The sequence below is a fragment of the Rhizobium sp. BR 314 genome (genome assembly GCF_047445805.1).
GTDB classification, from domain to species: Bacteria; Pseudomonadota; Alphaproteobacteria; order Rhizobiales; family Rhizobiaceae; genus Rhizobium; species Rhizobium lusitanum_B.
Map to the genome: position 1 here is coordinate 132,351 of NZ_JARWLA010000010.1, position 16,371 is coordinate 148,721.

At 59.6% G+C, this 16,371-nt stretch carries 15 protein-coding genes; 12 read left to right on the forward strand and 3 right to left on the reverse strand.

Translation table 11 applies throughout. From position 1 onward, the window contains the following. Positions 1–25: 25 nt before the first annotated feature. Positions 26–2,455 (forward strand): DNA topoisomerase (ATP-hydrolyzing) subunit B, encoded by a 2,430-nt coding sequence (gene gyrB, locus QD461_RS15720; protein ID WP_414088549.1) that lies wholly within the window; start codon positions 26–28, stop codon positions 2,453–2,455. Positions 2,456–2,537: 82 nt separating this feature from the next. Here gyrB and QD461_RS15725 read toward each other — a convergent pair whose 3' ends face one another. Together QD461_RS15725 and QD461_RS15730 are read right to left on the reverse strand one after the other, a co-directional pair. Further along, the gene (locus tag QD461_RS15725; RefSeq protein ID WP_414088550.1) at positions 2,538–3,137 is read right to left on the reverse strand and encodes a nitroreductase family protein; all 600 of its coding nucleotides are present in this window, start codon (positions 3,135–3,137) and stop codon (positions 2,538–2,540) included. 156 nt (positions 3,138–3,293) lie between these two features. After that, positions 3,294–3,593, reverse strand: coding sequence for a DUF2218 domain-containing protein (locus QD461_RS15730; protein WP_414088551.1), 300 nt, complete (start codon positions 3,591–3,593; stop codon positions 3,294–3,296). A gap of 160 nt (positions 3,594–3,753) precedes the next feature. On the opposite strand from QD461_RS15730, the gene QD461_RS15735 reads away from it, so the two are divergent. From QD461_RS15735 to QD461_RS15785, 11 genes are all read left to right on the forward strand, one after another. Beyond that, positions 3,754–4,707, forward strand: a complete 954-nt coding sequence (locus QD461_RS15735) for a glutathione S-transferase family protein (RefSeq protein ID WP_414088552.1) — start codon at positions 3,754–3,756, stop codon at positions 4,705–4,707. Between the two features lie 65 nt (positions 4,708–4,772). Continuing rightward, the gene (locus QD461_RS15740; protein WP_414088553.1) at positions 4,773–6,191 is read left to right on the forward strand and encodes a pyridoxal phosphate-dependent decarboxylase family protein; all 1,419 of its coding nucleotides are present in this window, start codon (positions 4,773–4,775) and stop codon (positions 6,189–6,191) included. A 150-nt stretch (positions 6,192–6,341) separates the two neighbouring features. Beyond that, positions 6,342–7,184, forward strand: a complete 843-nt coding sequence (locus QD461_RS15745; RefSeq protein WP_414088554.1) for a fumarylacetoacetate hydrolase family protein — start codon at positions 6,342–6,344, stop codon at positions 7,182–7,184. Positions 7,185–7,487: 303 nt separating this feature from the next. After that, positions 7,488–8,765 (forward strand): polyhydroxyalkanoate depolymerase, encoded by a 1,278-nt coding sequence (locus tag QD461_RS15750; protein WP_414088555.1) that lies wholly within the window; start codon positions 7,488–7,490, stop codon positions 8,763–8,765. A 318-nt stretch (positions 8,766–9,083) separates the two neighbouring features. Then, positions 9,084–9,521 carry a DUF2852 domain-containing protein gene (locus QD461_RS15755; RefSeq protein ID WP_414088557.1) on the forward strand — a complete coding sequence of 146 codons (438 nt, stop codon included), beginning with the start codon at positions 9,084–9,086 and terminating at the stop codon, positions 9,519–9,521. A gap of 100 nt (positions 9,522–9,621) precedes the next feature. Beyond that, complete coding sequence (locus QD461_RS15760; RefSeq protein ID WP_414088558.1) at positions 9,622–10,383, forward strand: M48 family metallopeptidase; 762 nt, start codon at positions 9,622–9,624, stop codon at positions 10,381–10,383. Positions 10,384–10,679: 296 nt separating this feature from the next. Then, complete coding sequence (locus tag QD461_RS15765; RefSeq protein ID WP_414088559.1) at positions 10,680–11,354, forward strand: phosphoribosylanthranilate isomerase; 675 nt, start codon at positions 10,680–10,682, stop codon at positions 11,352–11,354. Continuing rightward, entirely contained in the window at positions 11,351–12,565 is a 1,215-nt protein-coding gene (trpB, locus tag QD461_RS15770; RefSeq protein WP_414088560.1) for a tryptophan synthase subunit beta, read from the forward strand. Before QD461_RS15765 ends, trpB begins: the two co-directional genes overlap by 4 nt. A 10-nt stretch (positions 12,566–12,575) precedes the next feature. Then, positions 12,576–13,415: a tryptophan synthase subunit alpha gene (trpA, locus tag QD461_RS15775; protein ID WP_414088561.1), complete on the forward strand. Its 840-nt coding sequence runs from the start codon at positions 12,576–12,578 to the stop codon at positions 13,413–13,415. Between the two features lie 108 nt (positions 13,416–13,523). Continuing rightward, a complete protein-coding gene (accD, locus tag QD461_RS15780) occupies positions 13,524–14,435 on the forward strand; it encodes an acetyl-CoA carboxylase, carboxyltransferase subunit beta (RefSeq protein ID WP_414088562.1) in 912 nt (303 codons plus the stop codon). A gap of 132 nt (positions 14,436–14,567) precedes the next feature. After that, entirely contained in the window at positions 14,568–15,920 is a 1,353-nt protein-coding gene (locus QD461_RS15785; protein WP_414088563.1) for a bifunctional folylpolyglutamate synthase/dihydrofolate synthase, read from the forward strand. A 65-nt stretch (positions 15,921–15,985) separates the two neighbouring features. Here the strand turns inward: QD461_RS15785 and trxA are convergent, their stop codons facing one another. Beyond that, positions 15,986–16,306 carry a thioredoxin gene (gene trxA / locus QD461_RS15790; protein WP_047633967.1) on the reverse strand — a complete coding sequence of 107 codons (321 nt, stop codon included), beginning with the start codon at positions 16,304–16,306 and terminating at the stop codon, positions 15,986–15,988. Positions 16,307–16,371 lie beyond the last annotated feature (65 nt).

The following is a 16,371-nucleotide window of genomic DNA, read 5'->3' on the forward strand; positions in this document are numbered from 1 at the left end:
CTAAACACTGGAAAGACTTCAATAAATGACCGATATTTCCGAAAATGGCGGTAGCGCCGAATATGGCGCAGACAGCATCAAGGTTCTGAAGGGCCTCGATGCCGTGCGCAAGCGTCCCGGCATGTATATCGGTGATACGGACGACGGCTCGGGCCTGCATCACATGGTCTACGAAGTCGTCGACAATGCGATTGACGAAGCCTTGGCCGGTCATGCCGATATCGTCACCGTTACCCTCAATCCCGATGGCTCGGTAACGGTCACCGACAACGGTCGCGGCATCCCGACGGATATCCATAGCGGCGAAGGCGTTTCAGCCGCTGAAGTCATCATGACCCAGCTGCATGCCGGCGGCAAATTCGACCAGAATTCCTATAAGGTCTCGGGCGGTCTGCATGGTGTCGGCGTTTCCGTCGTCAACGCGCTGTCCGTCTGGTTGAAGCTGAAGATTCGTCGCCAGGGCAAGATTCATGAAATGAGCTTCACCCACGGCGTCGCTGATGCGCCGTTGAAGGAAACGGGTGATTCCGGCAACTTGACCGGCACCGAAGTGAGCTTCATGCCGAGCTCGGAAACCTTCACCATGATCGAGTTCGACTACGGCACGCTAGAGCATCGCCTGCGCGAACTTGCCTTCCTGAATTCCGGCGTCCGCATCCTCCTGACCGACAAGCGGCATTCGGACGTTAGGCAGGAAGAAATGCTCTATGACGGCGGTCTGGAAGCCTTCGTCGCCTATCTCGATCGTGCCAAGAAGCCGTTGGTTCAGAAGCCGGTATCGATCCGCAGCGAAAAGGACGGCATCACGGTCGAGGTGGCCATGTGGTGGAACGATAGCTATCACGAAAACGTCCTCTGCTTCACCAACAACATCCCGCAGCGCGACGGCGGCACGCATATGGCCGGCTTCCGCGCTGCCTTGACGCGCCAGATCACCTCCTATGCCGACACGTCCGGCATCACCAAGAAGGAGAAGGTGACGCTGACGGGCGACGACTGCCGCGAAGGTCTGACGGCCGTGCTGTCGGTCAAGGTTCCCGATCCGAAATTCTCGTCGCAGACTAAGGATAAGCTGGTTTCATCTGAGGTTCGTCCCGTCGTGGAAAGCTTGGTCAACGAAGCCCTCAGCACATGGCTCGAAGAACATCCCTCCGAAGCCAAGGTTCTGGTCGGCAAGGTGGTCGAGGCCGCCGCCGCCCGCGAAGCAGCGCGCAGGGCGCGTGAACTGACCCGCCGCAAGGGTGCGCTCGATATCGCATCGCTGCCCGGCAAGCTTGCCGATTGCTCGGAGCGCGATCCCGCCAAGTCTGAAGTCTTCCTCGTCGAGGGTGACTCGGCAGGCGGCTCGGCCAAGCAGGGCCGCTCGCGCGAAAATCAGGCCATCCTGCCGCTGCGCGGCAAGATCCTGAACGTCGAGCGCGCTCGTTTCGACAAGATGCTGTCGAGCCAGGAAATCGGCACGCTGATCACTGCGCTCGGCACCGGCATCGGCAAGGACGAATTCAACGCCGACAAGCTGCGCTACCACAAGATCATCATCATGACGGACGCAGACGTCGACGGCGCTCATATCCGTACGCTGCTGCTCACCTTCTTCTTCCGCCAGATGCCTGATCTCATCGAGCGCGGCCATCTCTATATCGCCCAGCCGCCGCTCTATAAGGTGACGCGCGGCAAATCGGTTCAGTATCTGAAGGACGAGAAGGCGCTGGAAGAATATCTGATCGGGCAGGGCCTCGACGATGCGAGCCTGCGGTTAGGTGGCGGTGAAGTCCGCGCCGGCCAGGATCTGCGCGAAGTGATCTCCGACGCACTGCGCCTGCGCTCGCTGATCGACAATCTGCACTCACGCTACAATCGCAATGTCGTCGAGCAGGCGGCGATTGCCGGTGCGCTCAATGCCGAACTGGTCAGCGATCAGGCACGGGCGACGGTTCTTGCGGATGACGTCGCCAAGCGGCTCGACCTCATTGCCGAGGAAACCGAGCGCGGCTGGAGCGGCAGCGTGACGGGCGACGGCGGTTTGCGCTTCGAGCGCATGGTGCGCGGCGTCAAGGAAGTCATTCTTCTCGACATGGCGTTGATCGGTTCGCAGGACGCGCGACTTATTGACCAGCTCGGCGCACGGCTTAAAGAAACCTATATTGTACCGCCGAAGCTTGTACGCCGTGATGGCGAGACCGAGATTTCCGGGCCGCGCAAGCTGCTGGAAACGATCTTCACCGCCGGCCGCAAGGGTCTTACCATGCAGCGCTACAAGGGTCTCGGCGAAATGAACGCCGAACAGCTCTGGGAAACGACGCTTGATCCGAACGTCCGCACGCTGCTGCAGGTGAGGGTCAACGATGCTACGGATGCCGACGGCCTGTTTGCCCGCCTTATGGGTGATGAGGTCGAGCCCCGGCGCGAGTTCATTCAGGACAACGCCCTGAACGTCGCCAATCTCGATATCTGATCTCAGCGCCTTTCCGCGCGAAATTGTCAAAAAGAAAAGGCCCGCCTGGATGCGCCAGGCGGGCCTTTTCCGTTCGTGTCAATTACTTGGCGATGAAGGTGCCATTGAAGGCGATGTCCGAAAGCGGCTTGCGCTGGCTCGGAACTTCGCGCTCGCGCAGCTTTTCCGGAAGCTGGTTCTTGTCGCCGATCTTGCCGATCGCGACCGCGGCCTCGACGCGGAAGCCATCCGGAATGCCGAGAACTTCATAGGACTTTTCGACGTGGAAGCCGGTCATTCCGTGTGCTTCGTAGCCGGCTAGGTGTGCCTGAACTGCCAGGAAACCCCAGGCAGCACCGGCGTCGAAGGAATGGCTGTAGCTGGGCTTCTGTTCGTCGGAACCAAGCTCGCCGCTGTGGGTACGGGAGACGACGAAAAGCAGCGCGGACGCAGACTTCACCCAACCTTGGTTGAATTCGATCAGAACGCTCAGGAACTTGTCCCAGTTTGCCGAACCGCGCAGGGCATAAAGGAAGCGCCAGGGCTGCAGGTTCGAGGCGGACGGTGCCCAGTGGGCGGCTTCGAGGATGGTCAGCAGGTCGGCTTCGGGCATGGGTTCGTTGGAATAGGCGCGCGGCGACCAGCGATCCAGGAAGAGCTTGTCGATCGGATACTGGGATTCGCGGCTGTTGCTTGATGTCATCGGGGCTTCTTTCGTCAAAGTGAACCGGTTGCGGGTCTTGGGAGTTGGGTGAAAATTCAGAGCAATTCCAGGAAAAGTGCGAAGCGGTTTTCCGTCCGGAATGCGTAAGGGCAAAAGATAGAGCGCTTTCGCGATTCAAAGAAAAGCGGAAACGCTCTATGCGGCGCTTGCGTCCGCGATCCAGACGAAGTCGAGTTCCTCGCGAAAAGCAAAGCGCTTGAGATGATCGACCACGACATTCTGCATGCGCTCGAGATCTTCGGATTTTTCGACGTTTAACTTGAGAATCAGGTTGGTGGCATCTGCCGCCAGCTCAAGAGATGTCTCCGGACTGAACGGCACCTTGCCGGCGGTCTCGTTGAACTCCACCTCAAATTTGTGGCTCCAGTGCTTGCAGAGTTGCTGCAGATAGCGGCTGGCATGATCGGTCCGGACCGTGGAAACGGATTTCGCCATAGGGTTCTCCAGTGAACTTGATCAAAAGTTGCAGGTTTTCATACATAGCCGCATCTGCATGCGCCAGGTAGACAGTCTGTTTCAAGTTTGCGTTATTCCAGTGAAATTCTGTTCCGCTATGCTGTGGCTCAACAAGAAACGCGCGCGTGGAGACTGAGCTTTGCTGGTGAACGGAAAATGGACGGAAGATTGGCAGCCGATCCAGGCCAAGGATGAAAAGGGCGGCTTCGTCCGCCAAACCTCGAGCTTTCGCAATTGGGTCACGCCCGATGGCCGAGCTGGCCCGACAGGCGAGGGTGGCTTCAAGGCGGAAGCCGGCCGCTATCACCTTTATGTCGCGCTGATCTGCCCGTGGGCATCGCGCACGCTGATTGGCCGTAAGCTGAAGGGCTTGGAAGAGGCCATTTCCGTTTCCGTCGTCGAGCCCGTGCTCTCCAAGCAGGGCTGGCGTTTCGGTGATTATCCCGGCGCCACGAATGACGCCGTGAATGGCGTCACCTATATGCACGAGATTTACACCAGGGCGGATCCCGCCTTCACCGGCCGCGCCACCGTGCCCGTGCTTTGGGACAAGCAGACCGGCACCATCGTCAACAACGAGTCATCCGATATCCTGCGGATGCTGAATGACGGTTTCGGCGATCTCGCCCGCCACGACATCGATCTTTACCCGGCAGCCGAACGGGATGATATCGACAGCTTCAACGCCCGGATCTATCCCGCCCTTAACAATGGCGTCTATCGTGCCGGCTTTGCGACAACGCAGATTGCCTATGAGGAAGCCTTCAACCAGGTGTTCGATTGCCTCGATCGGGTCGAGACGGAGCTGGAAGGCAGGGATTTCCTCTTTGCCGACCATCCCACGGAAAGCGATATCCGGCTGTTCGTCACCCTCGTTCGCTTCGACGTCGCCTATCATGGCCTGTTCAAGTGCAATCTCCGCCGCCTGTCGGACTATGCCAATCTCCAGTCCTTCTGCCGTCGCATGCTGGATTGGCCGGGTATTTCGGAGACGGTCAATTTTGATCACATAAAGCGCGGATATTACTCGATAGCGACGCTCAATCCGAGCGGTATCGTACCGCTTGGGCCCGCTCTCGACGAGCTTTTCTGATACTCGACCCTATGCCAAAACCGGTCTAAGGTCCGCCTCAATCGACAAAGCGGGGGAGGACCGTCATGAATTGGGAAGAGTTCCGGCAATGGTCGGAGAAGGCGGCAAACTGGGGTGCGGACTATCGCGCCTCGCTTCGCGACAGGCCGGTACGAGCCAAGATGGCGCCGGGCGAAATATCGGCGCATATTGCTGATTCTCCACCGGAATCAGGCGAAGCCATGGAGGATATCTTCAAGGATTTTGAGGATATCCTCGTTCCCGGGATGACGCATTGGCAGCATCCGCGCTTCTTTGCCTATTTCCCTGCCAATGCAGCGCCGGTCTCCGTGGTCGCCGAATATCTGGTCAGCGCCATCGCCGCCCAATGCATGCTCTGGCAGACATCGCCCTCCGCCACCGAGCTTGAAACCAAGGTGGTCGACTGGCTGCGCCAAGCGCTTGGCCTGCCGGAAAGCTTTACCGGCGTCATACAGGATTCTGCGTCGACGGCAACTCTTGCGGCAGTGCTTGTCATGCGCGAGAAGGCGCTTGGCTGGCAGGGGAACAGCCGTGGGCTTGTCGCCAACAAGACCGTGCGGATCTATTCCACCGATCAGGTTCACACCTCGATCGATCGCGCCATCTGGATATCAGGCGTCGGCGCTGAAAATCTCGTTCGCATCCCCTCGAGCGGTCCGAACAATGCCATGGACCCGCGAGCGCTTGCCGCCGCGATAGAGCGGGACCGCGCCGCCGGTTTGTTGCCGGCTGGCGTGATTGCCTGCGTCGGGGGCACCAGCGTTGGTGCTTGCGATGACATCGCCGCCGTCGTGGAAGTTGCCCATGCAAACGGTCTCTATGTGCATGTGGATGCCGCATGGGCGGGCTCTGCAATGATCTGCCCGGAATTTCGCATGCTCTGGCAGGGTATCGAACAGGCCGATTCCGTCGTCTTCAATCCGCATAAGTGGCTTGGCGCACAGTTCGATTGCTCGGTCCAGTTCGTCCGCGAACCGGATGCTCTGGTGAGGACCCTAGCGATCCAGCCGGAATATCTGCGCACCCACGGTCACGATGGCATCATCAACTATTCGGAATGGTCTGTGCCGCTTGGTCGCCGTTTCCGTGCGCTCAAACTCTGGTTCCTGCTGCGCTATCACGGGCTCGAAGGGCTGCGGACGATGATCCGCAATCACGTCACCTGGTCGCAGAATCTGGCTAAGCGCCTCGCGCAGGAACCGGATTTCGAGATCGTCACCCAGCCATTCCTGTCGCTGTTCTCTTTCGATCACAAGGCACCCGCGGGCGTCGTGCAGGAGGAGCATACCCAGCGCCTGATCACGGCAATCAATAATGACGGCCGCATCTACCTGACGCAGACCCGCGTCGGCGGTCGTCTCGTCATTCGTTTCCAGGCCGGTCAGTTCGAAGCGACGGCCGACGACATCGACACAGCGTTCAACGTCATCCTCGAAATCGCCAGATCGTTGCCTACCTCCTAGAGAAACTGTTGTTCCGGCGCGGGAACGCTGGACATGCTATGCTTCTTGAAATCGCTTGATGACACTGGTGAATAATTCGTTCATATGTGATGCCATCAATCTTGGCTTTGAAAGCAATCTCGTCTTTGAAAATGCAGGGAAGGAAAATCCATGAAACTGTTGCGTGTTGGCGAAGTCGGCAAGGAAAAGCCGGCGCTTCTGGATAGCGACGGCAAGATCCGCGATCTCTCCGCTCATGTTGCCGATATCGGCGGCGAGGCTATCACGCCTGCCGGTCTCGCGAAGATCGCAGCCCTCGATCCGAAGAGCCTGCCCGAGCTGCCGGAAGGCCGTCTCGGCGCTTGCGTTGCCGGCACTGGCAAGTTCATCTGCATCGGCCTGAATTTCTCCGACCACGCCGCCGAAACCGGCGCCACCGTGCCGCCGGAGCCGATCATCTTCATGAAGGCAAGCTCTGCCATCGTCGGTCCGAACGACAACGTCTTGATTCCGCGCGGCTCTGAAAAGACCGACTGGGAAGTCGAACTCGGCGTCGTCATCGGCAAGACGGCAAAATATGTGAGCGAAGCCGATGCGCTCGATTACGTCGCCGGTTACTGTGTCTCCCACGACGTTTCCGAGCGCGCCTTCCAGACCGAGCGTTCCGGGCAGTGGACCAAGGGCAAGTCCTGCGACACCTTTGGCCCGATCGGCCCCTGGCTCGTCACCAAGGACGAAATCGCCGATCCGCAGAACCTCGGCATGTGGCTGAAGGTCAACGGCAAGACGATGCAGAATGGCTCGACCAAGACCATGGTCTATGGCGTTGCCTTCCTCGTCTCTTACCTCAGCCAGTTCATGTCGCTGCATCCGGGCGATGTCATCTCCACCGGCACGCCTCCCGGCGTCGGCATGGGCATGAAGCCGCCGCAGTACCTGAAGCCGGGCGATGTCGTCGAGCTTGGCATGGAAGGCCTCGGCACCCAGAAGCAGACCTTCCTCGCCGACGCCTAAGGCGTGCAGGCTCAGGAACTTTAACTTTTTGAGATCAATGTTGATGCCGGAGAAGCGATTCTCCGGCATCTTTTATCGCAAGAACCGGCCGCGGTTATGTTGCTCTGCAGCAAAAAGCTGTTAGGCTGGATAGTAAGAGCTTAAAGGATGAAGATTGCGCCCGAGGAGCCGCGATCATCCTGCTGCACGGCGCGACCGGAGGAGCGCCTCGGCGAAGGCAAGCGACACGCAAGGCGCGTGCGTTTTATTGATCAGGTGATTTGCGAGGCTGCTGGTGCCCGCATCACGAAAGGTAAAGCCCCCATGTTTTATCAGTTTTACGAACTCAATCATGCGGCTCTCGCGCCTTTTCGCGTTGCGGCCGATATGATGCGCCTGGCCTATGCCAATCCCCTCAATCCTCTCTCGCACACGGCCTTTGGCCGTACGCTGACGGCAAGCCTGGAGGTCTTCGAGCGCACCACCCGGCGCTACGGCAAGCCGGAATTCGGGCTGCATGAGACGGTGATCAATGGCAAGCCGGTGTCCGTGTACGAAAAGATCGTCTGGAAGAAGCCCTTCTGCAATCTCATCCGTTTCGAGCGCAGCATGCCGGCAGGCCATGCCGCCGATCCGCGTATATTAATCGTCGCGCCGATGTCGGGCCACTACGCCACGCTGCTGCGCGGCACGGTGGAAGCTCTGCTACCGGGCGCCGATGTCTACATCACCGATTGGATCGATGCCCGTATGGTGCCGATGACCGAGGGCACCTTCGATCTCGAGGATTATATCGATTACGTCATCGAGATGCTGCATCACCTCGGGCCGGATACGCATGTCGTCGCCGTCTGTCAGCCCTCGGTGCCGGTTCTGGCGGCAGCCGCCGTCATGGAAGCGACCGGCGACCGGCTGGCGCCCTCATCGATGACGTTGATGGGAGGCCCCATCGATACCCGCATCAATCCGACTGCCGTCAACCAGCTCGCCAAGGACAAGCCGCTGGAATGGTTTGCCGACAACGTCGTCATGAATGTGCCGTGGCCGCAGCCCGGCTTCATGCGTCCGGTCTATCCCGGTTTCCTGCAGCTTTCCGGCTTCATGTCGATGAATCTCGACCGGCACATGATCGCGCACAAGGATTTCTTCGTGCATCTCGTCAAGAATGATGGCGAGCCGGCCGAAAAGCACCGGGATTTCTACGATGAGTATCTTGCTGTCATGGACCTGACAGCGGAATTCTATCTGCAGACGGTCGATCAGGTCTTCATCAAGCATGCGCTGCCCCAGGGCGAGCTCATGCATCGCGGCCAGCGCGTCGACCCCTCGGCCATCCGAAACGTCGCGCTTTTGACCGTCGAAGGCGAAAACGACGATATCTCCGGCGTTGGCCAGACGCATGCCGCGCAGACCATCTGCACCAATATCCCCGACCATATGCGCATGCACTATTTGCAGCCGGATGTCGGCCACTACGGCGTCTTCAACGGCTCGCGCTTCCGCCGCGAGATCGCGCCGCGCATCCTGGCCTTCACGCGTGAACATGCCCGCACCGGCCGTCCGGTCGTCAAGCGTGTCATCAAAGGCGGGAAATCGGCATAAACATCAATAAAATCAGATAGATGAATTGATTCGGAGTTGGCTGCAACTTGCAGCCGTGTCCGAACAGCAAAATATTAGCTTTTGTTGAATTATTCCGCCGGATTCAAGCACTTGTCGGATTCCGCCAGGCGATCCATTGAAGCCTCACGAAGAGGTTACCATCTCGATTCCAGCGGTACCGCAGAGATCGGGCCGTTTACCGCGCCGCGCGTCCTTGGAACGCGCTGAGATGCAGGTAGAGCTTTAGAAAACGCGCAGAAACCTTTCCATCGATCGGTATCGGTCGAAGGGCGATGCGCCGCGCGAGGATACCTGACAATGAACCAATCTGCATTGCTTCGCCCGGATTGGACTCCGGCTACTATTGCCCTGATGGTGCTAGGCTTCGTGGTCTTCTGGCCGCTCGGCTTCGCCATGCTCGCCTACATTCTCTTCGGGGAACGTTTGCGGGAATTCAAACGGGATGTAAACGAAAGGACCGACGGCATGTTTGCTGGCTGCGGACGTTATCGCAATCGTCATCGCCATTCCTATTCCACCGGCAACGTCGCCTTCGACGACTGGCGCCGGGCAGAGCTTGAGCGCCTCGAGCAGGAACGCCGCAAGCTGGACGAAATGCGCGCCGACTTCGACGCCTATGCTCGCGAACTGCGCCGCGCCAAGGATCAGGAAGAGTTTGACCGTTTCATGCGCGAACGCAACAGCGTCAAGCGCAATGACAATGGTGGCTCGCCGACCGAATTCCAGACACCGTGATGGGCTTTGAGAGCAACCGCATCATATAGTCGAAACCGGCATCATGGGGTGCCGGTTTTTCTTTGCCAGATCCTCCCGCGAATCATATAAAACTGCCTTCATGTTTCCGCTGCTCTCCAGATCCCGCAAACCGCAAGCCAAGCCGCCTGCGCAGGAAACACGTACCCTTGACGTCGCCGGCCGGCTGATGCCGCTGACGATCCGCCAGCATGAGCGGGCGACCCGCATTACACTCAGGATCGAGCCCGGCGGCAAGGCGCTGAAGATGACTGTTCCGCGCGGCCTTTCTGCCCGCGAAGTCAATGCCTTCCTCGACCGGCATCAGGGCTGGCTTCTGACTAAGCTCGCGAAATTCACGGCGGATAACAGCCTGCGCGGCGGCAGTGAAATTCTCCTGCGCGGCGTGCGCCACCACATCGAGCATACCGGCACTCTGCGCGGCCTCACCGAAGCCGTCATCGTCGATGGCCGACCGGTGCTGCGCGTCAGCGGCATGCCCGAACATGCTGGCCGCCGCATCGCCACCTTTTTGAAAAAGGAGGCCCGCGCCGATCTGGAAAGATACGTCGCAATGCACGCCAGGACCATCCGCGCGACTGTCTCCTCCATCACCATGAAGGATACCCGCAGCCGCTGGGGCTCCTGTTCTTCCCAGGGTAACCTCAGCTTTTCCTGGCGCATCGTCATGGCGCCGCCGCTGGTCATCGACTATCTCGCTGCCCACGAAGTCGCGCATTTGCGCGAGATGAACCACGGCCCGCGCTTCTGGGCGCTCTGCCTCAAACTCTGCCCCGATATGGACGAAGCCAAAGCCTGGCTGAAACGCCACGGCAGCCAGCTTCACGCGATCGATTTTGATTGAGCGGACATTCCTCTGGAGGAAGTGGGGAGGTGTGTTTAGGGCAATGCCAGGGATGGGCGAGCCCCTCATCCGTCCACTCACAGTTTCCCTTCGCTCAACCGTTCCAGTCCACCTTCTCCCCGCATGCGGGGCAAAGGAGTTTGGCGCTGTCGCCCCCTCTCACCGCCAGGACGAGGAGAGGGCTGGGGTGAGGGGCACTTTTTATTTCATACGCAATGGTCCTGGAGCCTCGCAAAAATCCCGCCAACGTCGCCTTTAGGCTCGACTCTTTCCAATTTTCGTGTCACTCCGCTGCCATGAACCCCGATGTCAAAATTTGTGGTCTGAAGACGCCGGAAGCGGTGGATCGTGCTCTCGAGCGCGGCGCTACCCATATCGGCTTTATCTTCTTCGAAAAGAGTCCGCGCTATATTGAGCCCGACATGGCCGGCCTGCTGGCCGAGCGTGCTCGCGGCAAGGCGAAGGTCGTTGCCGTCACGGTCAATCCCAGCAATGACGATCTCGATGAGATCATGTCGCTGGTGCGGCCGGACATTTTGCAGCTCCATGGCAATGAAAGCCCGGAGCGTGTTCTGACGATCAAAGCGGTCTATAATGTCCCCGTGATGAAGGCCATGTCGGTGCGCGATGCCGACGATCTGAAGCGGGTGGAATCCTATATCGGCATTGCCGACCGCTTCCTGTTCGACGCCAAGCCGCCCGCCGGCTCTGATCTGCCGGGCGGAAACGGCGTGTCCTTCGATTGGGGCCTGATGAGCTGGCTCGACGATCGGGTGGATTACATGCTGTCGGGCGGTGTCAACAAGGACAATGTCGCCCGCGCGCTGGCATCCACCAAGGCCACAGGCATCGATCTTTCCTCCGCCGTCGAAAGCGCGCCGGGTGTGAAGGATTTGGGCAAGATCGACCAATTTTTCGACGCTTTTGCAGAAGCATGTCTGCCGGAACCGGCAGCAGGGAGTAGAAAGTGAACCAGACGCCTAAACCCAATTCCTTCCGCTCCGGTCCCGATGAGGACGGCCGTTTCGGCATTTACGGTGGTCGTTTCGTTGCCGAAACGCTCATGCCGCTGATCCTGGATCTGCAGGAGGAATGGGCGAAGGCGAAGGACGATCCGGCCTTCCAGGCAGAGCTGAAGTCTCTTGGCACGCATTATATCGGCCGCCCGAGCCCGCTTTATTTCGCCGAGCGCCTGACGGCCGAACTCGGCGGCGCGAAGATCTATTTCAAGCGCGAAGAGCTGAACCACACCGGTTCGCACAAGATCAACAATTGCATCGGCCAGATCCTGCTCGCCAAGCGTATGGGCAAGACCCGCATCATCGCCGAAACCGGCGCTGGTCAGCATGGGGTTGCCTCGGCGACCGTTGCTGCCCGCTTCGGCCTGCCTTGCGTCGTCTACATGGGCGCGACCGATGTCGAGCGCCAGGCGCCGAACGTCTTCCGCATGAAGCTGCTGGGTGCCGAGGTTATCCCGGTGACCGCAGGCAGCGGCACGCTGAAGGACGCGATGAACGAGGCCCTTCGCGACTGGGTCACTAATGTCGACGACACCTATTACCTGATCGGCACGGCTGCCGGCCCGCATCCCTATCCGGAAATGGTCCGCGATTTCCAGGCCGTGATCGGCACCGAAGCCCGCGCGCAGATCCTGGAGGCCGAAGGCCGCCTGCCGGATCTCGTCGTTGCGGCTGTCGGCGGTGGTTCGAATGCCATCGGCATCTTCCATCCCTTCCTCGATGACGAAGGCGTCAAGATCGTCGGCGTCGAGGCCGGCGGCAAGGGTCTTGAGGGCGACGAGCACTGTGCCTCCATCACCGCCGGTTCGCCCGGCGTGCTGCATGGCAACCGCACCTATCTGCTGCAGGATGGCGACGGCCAGATCAAGGAAGGTCATTCGATCTCGGCTGGCCTCGACTATCCCGGCATCGGTCCGGAACATTCCTGGCTGAACGATATCGGCCGCGCTGAATATGTTCCGATCATGGACCATGAGGCACTGGATGCCTTCCAGACGCTGACGCGCCTCGAAGGCATCATTCCGGCGCTCGAGCCGAGCCATGCGCTCGCCGAAGTGATCAAGCGTGCCCCGAAGATGGGCAAGGAAGAGATCATCTTGATGAACCTCTCCGGCCGCGGCGACAAGGACATCTTCACCGTCGGCAAGATTCTGGGAATGTGAGTTAGACGCCATGACCGCACGTATGGACAAACGCTTCGCCGCTCTGAAGGCTGAAGGCCGCCCGGCACTCGTCACCTATTTCATGGGCGGCGATCCCGACTACGAGACCTCGCTCGGCATCATGAAGGCGCTGCCGGAAGCCGGCGCCGACGTCATCGAACTTGGCATGCCCTTTTCCGATCCCATGGCCGACGGCCCGGCGATCCAGCTTGCCGGCCAGCGCGCCCTGAAGGCCGGCCAGACGCTGAAGAAGACGCTGCAGCTCGCCACCGACTTCCGCAAGACGGATGCGGATACCCCGATCGTGATGATGGGCTACTACAATCCCATCTACATTTACGGCGTTGAAAAATTTCTCGACGATGCGATCGCCGCCGGCATCGACGGCCTGATCGTCGTCGACCTGCCGCCGGAAATGGATGACGAGCTTTGCATTCCGGCCATCCGCAAGGGGATCAACTTCATCCGCCTGGCAACGCCGACCACCGATGAAAAGCGCCTGCCGACGGTTCTGAAGAACACGACCGGCTTCGTCTATTACGTCTCGATGAACGGCATCACCGGTTCGGCCCTGCCGGATCCGTCGCTGGTCTCGGGCGCCGTCAAGCGCATCAAGGAGCACACGGAGCTGCCGGTTTGCGTCGGCTTCGGCGTCAAGACGGCCGAGCACGCCAAGCTGATCGGCGCTTCGGCTGACGGCGTCGTCGTCGGCACCGCCATCGTCAACCAGATCGCCACCAGCCTTACCAAGGATGGCAAGGCGACCTCAGATACCATCCAGGCCGTTGCCACGCTTGTGCGCGGCCTGTCGACAGGAACGCGCTCAGCGCGCCTTGTTGCCGCCGAATAGTTTTCCCATATAGGCCTTTTCCCAATCCCTCGCGGATTGAGGAAGAGCCCTATGGGCATTTGGTGGCGACTAGGATATCGAATAATTCGGTCGATTAGGAGTTTCGAATTGAACTGGATCACGAACTACGTCCGCCCGCGGATCAATTCCATGCTGGGCCGTCGCGAGGTTCCGGAAAATCTCTGGATCAAGTGCCCCGAGACGGGCGAGATGGTCTTCCACAAGGATCTGGAAGACAACAAGTGGGTCATTCCTGCCTCCGGCTTCCATATGAAGATGCCGGCCAAGGCACGCCTTGTCGATCTCTTCGACAAGGGTGAATACGAAGCCCTGCCGCAGCCGAAAGTGGCGCAGGACCCACTGAAGTTCCGCGATTCGAAGAAATACAGCGATCGTCTGAAGGACAGCCGCCTGAAGACCGAGCAGGAAGACACGGTTCTTGCTGGCCTCGGCAAGGTTCGCGGCGTGAAGCTCGTGGCTGTCGTCCATGAATTCAACTTCATCGGCGGCTCGCTCGGCATGGCGGCCGGCGAGGCCATCGTGAAGGCCTTCGAGCGCGCGATTGCAGAGAAGTGCCCGCTGGTCATGTTCCCGGCCTCGGGTGGTGCACGCATGCAGGAAGGCATCCTGTCGCTGATGCAGCTGCCACGCACGACGGTTGCCGTCGACCTGCTGAAGGAAGCTGGCCAGCCCTATATCGTGGTTCTGACCAACCCAACCACCGGTGGCGTTACCGCATCCTACGCCATGCTTGGCGACATCCACATGGCCGAGCCGGGTGCGGAGATCGGCTTTGCCGGCAAGCGTGTTATCGAGCAGACGCTGCGCGAAAAGCTGCCGGAAGGCTTCCAGACCTCCGAATATCTGCTGGAGCACGGCATGGTCGATATGGTTGTGAAGCGGCACGACATTCCTGATACTCTCGCTACGCTTCTCAAGATCCTGACCAAGGCGCCGGCAAACGATGTGTCCGCCAAGAGCAAGAACGGCGCCGCATTGCCGGTAGCGGCGAAGGCCTGATATCACAGAGCATTTCCAGGAAAAGTGCGTAGCGGTTTCCCGTTCGGAATTGCGTGAAACCAAGAGGCTGAGCATTTCGCGATTTGAAGAAGAGCGGAAACGCTCTAGATAGCCAAAAGGCGGAGGTGCGGGATGACGGCTATGGATCAATCCGCAAAAAGCGAAGCGGCACGGGAAATCGAGAAACTCTTGGAGTTGCACCCCAAGGGTTTTGATCTCTCCTTGGAGAGAATAACCCGGCTGCTCGATATCCTCGGCAATCCTCACAGGAAGCTGCCGCCGGTGATCCATGTCGCCGGCACCAACGGCAAGGGATCGGTCACAGCTTTTTGCCGCGCCCTGCTAGAGGCCGGCGGCTACAGCGTGCATGTCCATACTTCGCCGCATCTTGTGAACTGGCACGAGCGTTACCGCATGGGCGTCAAGGGTGGCCGTGGTCAACTCGTCGACGATGCTGTCTTTGCCGATGCGCTGCGCCGCATCGGTGCTGCCAATGCCGGCCAGAAGATTACCGTCTTCGAAATCCTGACGGCTGCAACCTTCCTTCTCTTCGCTGAACACTCAGCCGATGCCGCCGTCATCGAAGTCGGCCTTGGCGGTCGCTTCGATGCCACCAACGTTATTTCCGATCCGGCCGTCTCGGTCGTCATGCCGATTTCGCTCGATCACCAGCCCTATCTCGGCGACCGCGTCGAGCTGATCGCCGCCGAGAAGGCCGGCATCATGAAGTCGGGCCATCCGGTCGTCATCGGCCATCAGGAATACGATGCCGCGCTCGATGTGCTGATCTCGACGGCCGAGCGGCTTCGCTGCCCGACCGCTATTTTCGGTCAGGATTTTTCAGCCCACGAGGAATATGGCAAGCTGGTCTATCAGGACGAATTCGGCTTGGCCGACCTGCCACTGCCGCGCCTGCCGGGCCGTCACCAGTATGGCAATGCCGCTGCCGCCATCCGCGCCGTCAAGGCTGCCGGTTTCATCGTCACTGAAGCGATGATGGAAAAGGCGATGACCTCGGTCGAATGGCCTGGCCGCCTGCAGCGGCTGACGGAAGGCAATCTGCTGCCACACGCGCCCGAAGGGGCGGAGATCTGGGTCGATGGCGGCCATAATTCCGGCGCCGGCGAAGTCATTGCCGAGGCCATGGCCAATTTCGAGGAGCGCCAGCCGCGGCCGCTATTCCTGATCATCGGCATGATCAACACCAAGGATCCGATAGGCTATTTCAAGGCCTTCGCCGGTCTTGCCGAGAAGGTCTATTGCGTACCGATCCGCGGCAGCGATGCCATGATCGATCCGGTTATTCTGGCCAATGCCGCCTATGATGCCGGCCTGGTGGCCGAACCGATGTCTGATGTCGGCGAGGCGCTGGATGCGATCAACGCCATCGCGGCGCCAGCCTCGCTACCTCCGCGCATCCTGATCGGCGGCTCCCTCTATCTGGTTGGCGATGTGCTTGCCGACAATGGCACTCCGCCCCGGTAAGCCAAATCGAGATCAATAAAAAAGCCCGGTCGAGTCGGGCTTTTTTCATGCGATCGATACCGAGATCAAGATGCGCTGGAGATCCAGTTCTGCAGGGCCGTCTTGGGAGCGGCGCCGACCTTGATGTCAGCAACTTCGCCACCCTTGAACATGGCAAGCGTCGGGATCGAGCGAACGCCGAACTGTGCCGCCAGTTCCGGGTTTTCGTCGATATTGAGCTTGGCGACCTTGACCTTGCCTTCGAACTGCACTGCGAGTTCTTCGAGAGCCGGAGCGATCATCTTGCACGGACCGCACCATTCGGCCCAGAAATCAACAACGACGGGCTCGGCGGACTGCAGGACTTCGGCAGCGAAGTTGGAGGTATCGACTTTAACGGTAGCCATAGGCTGCTCCTTTACCAGGATTTGCGGTTGCTAAATATGTGATGGTGCGGTGCCAAAATTTCAAT

What these genes read in the sequence shown, in the direction of transcription:
- QD461_RS15725 (WP_414088550.1), bottom strand. Translation starts at nt 3,137, where the DNA reads ATGACATCAAGCAACAGCCGCGAATCCCAGTATCCGATCGACAAGCTC.
- QD461_RS15785 (WP_414088563.1), top strand. Translation starts at nt 14,568, where the DNA reads ATGACGGCTATGGATCAATCCGCAAAAAGCGAAGCGGCACGGGAAATC.
- trxA (WP_047633967.1), bottom strand. Translation starts at nt 16,306, where the DNA reads ATGGCTACCGTTAAAGTCGATACCTCCAACTTCGCTGCCGAAGTCCTG.
- QD461_RS15730 (WP_414088551.1), bottom strand. Translation starts at nt 3,593, where the DNA reads ATGGCGAAATCCGTTTCCACGGTCCGGACCGATCATGCCAGCCGCTAT.
- QD461_RS15750 (WP_414088555.1), top strand. Translation starts at nt 7,488, where the DNA reads ATGTTTTATCAGTTTTACGAACTCAATCATGCGGCTCTCGCGCCTTTT.
- gyrB (WP_414088549.1), top strand. Translation starts at nt 26, where the DNA reads ATGACCGATATTTCCGAAAATGGCGGTAGCGCCGAATATGGCGCAGAC.
- QD461_RS15765 (WP_414088559.1), top strand. Translation starts at nt 10,680, where the DNA reads ATGAACCCCGATGTCAAAATTTGTGGTCTGAAGACGCCGGAAGCGGTG.
- QD461_RS15745 (WP_414088554.1), top strand. Translation starts at nt 6,342, where the DNA reads ATGAAACTGTTGCGTGTTGGCGAAGTCGGCAAGGAAAAGCCGGCGCTT.
- QD461_RS15755 (WP_414088557.1), top strand. Translation starts at nt 9,084, where the DNA reads ATGAACCAATCTGCATTGCTTCGCCCGGATTGGACTCCGGCTACTATT.
- trpA (WP_414088561.1), top strand. Translation starts at nt 12,576, where the DNA reads ATGACCGCACGTATGGACAAACGCTTCGCCGCTCTGAAGGCTGAAGGC.
- QD461_RS15740 (WP_414088553.1), top strand. Translation starts at nt 4,773, where the DNA reads ATGAATTGGGAAGAGTTCCGGCAATGGTCGGAGAAGGCGGCAAACTGG.
- QD461_RS15760 (WP_414088558.1), top strand. Translation starts at nt 9,622, where the DNA reads ATGTTTCCGCTGCTCTCCAGATCCCGCAAACCGCAAGCCAAGCCGCCT.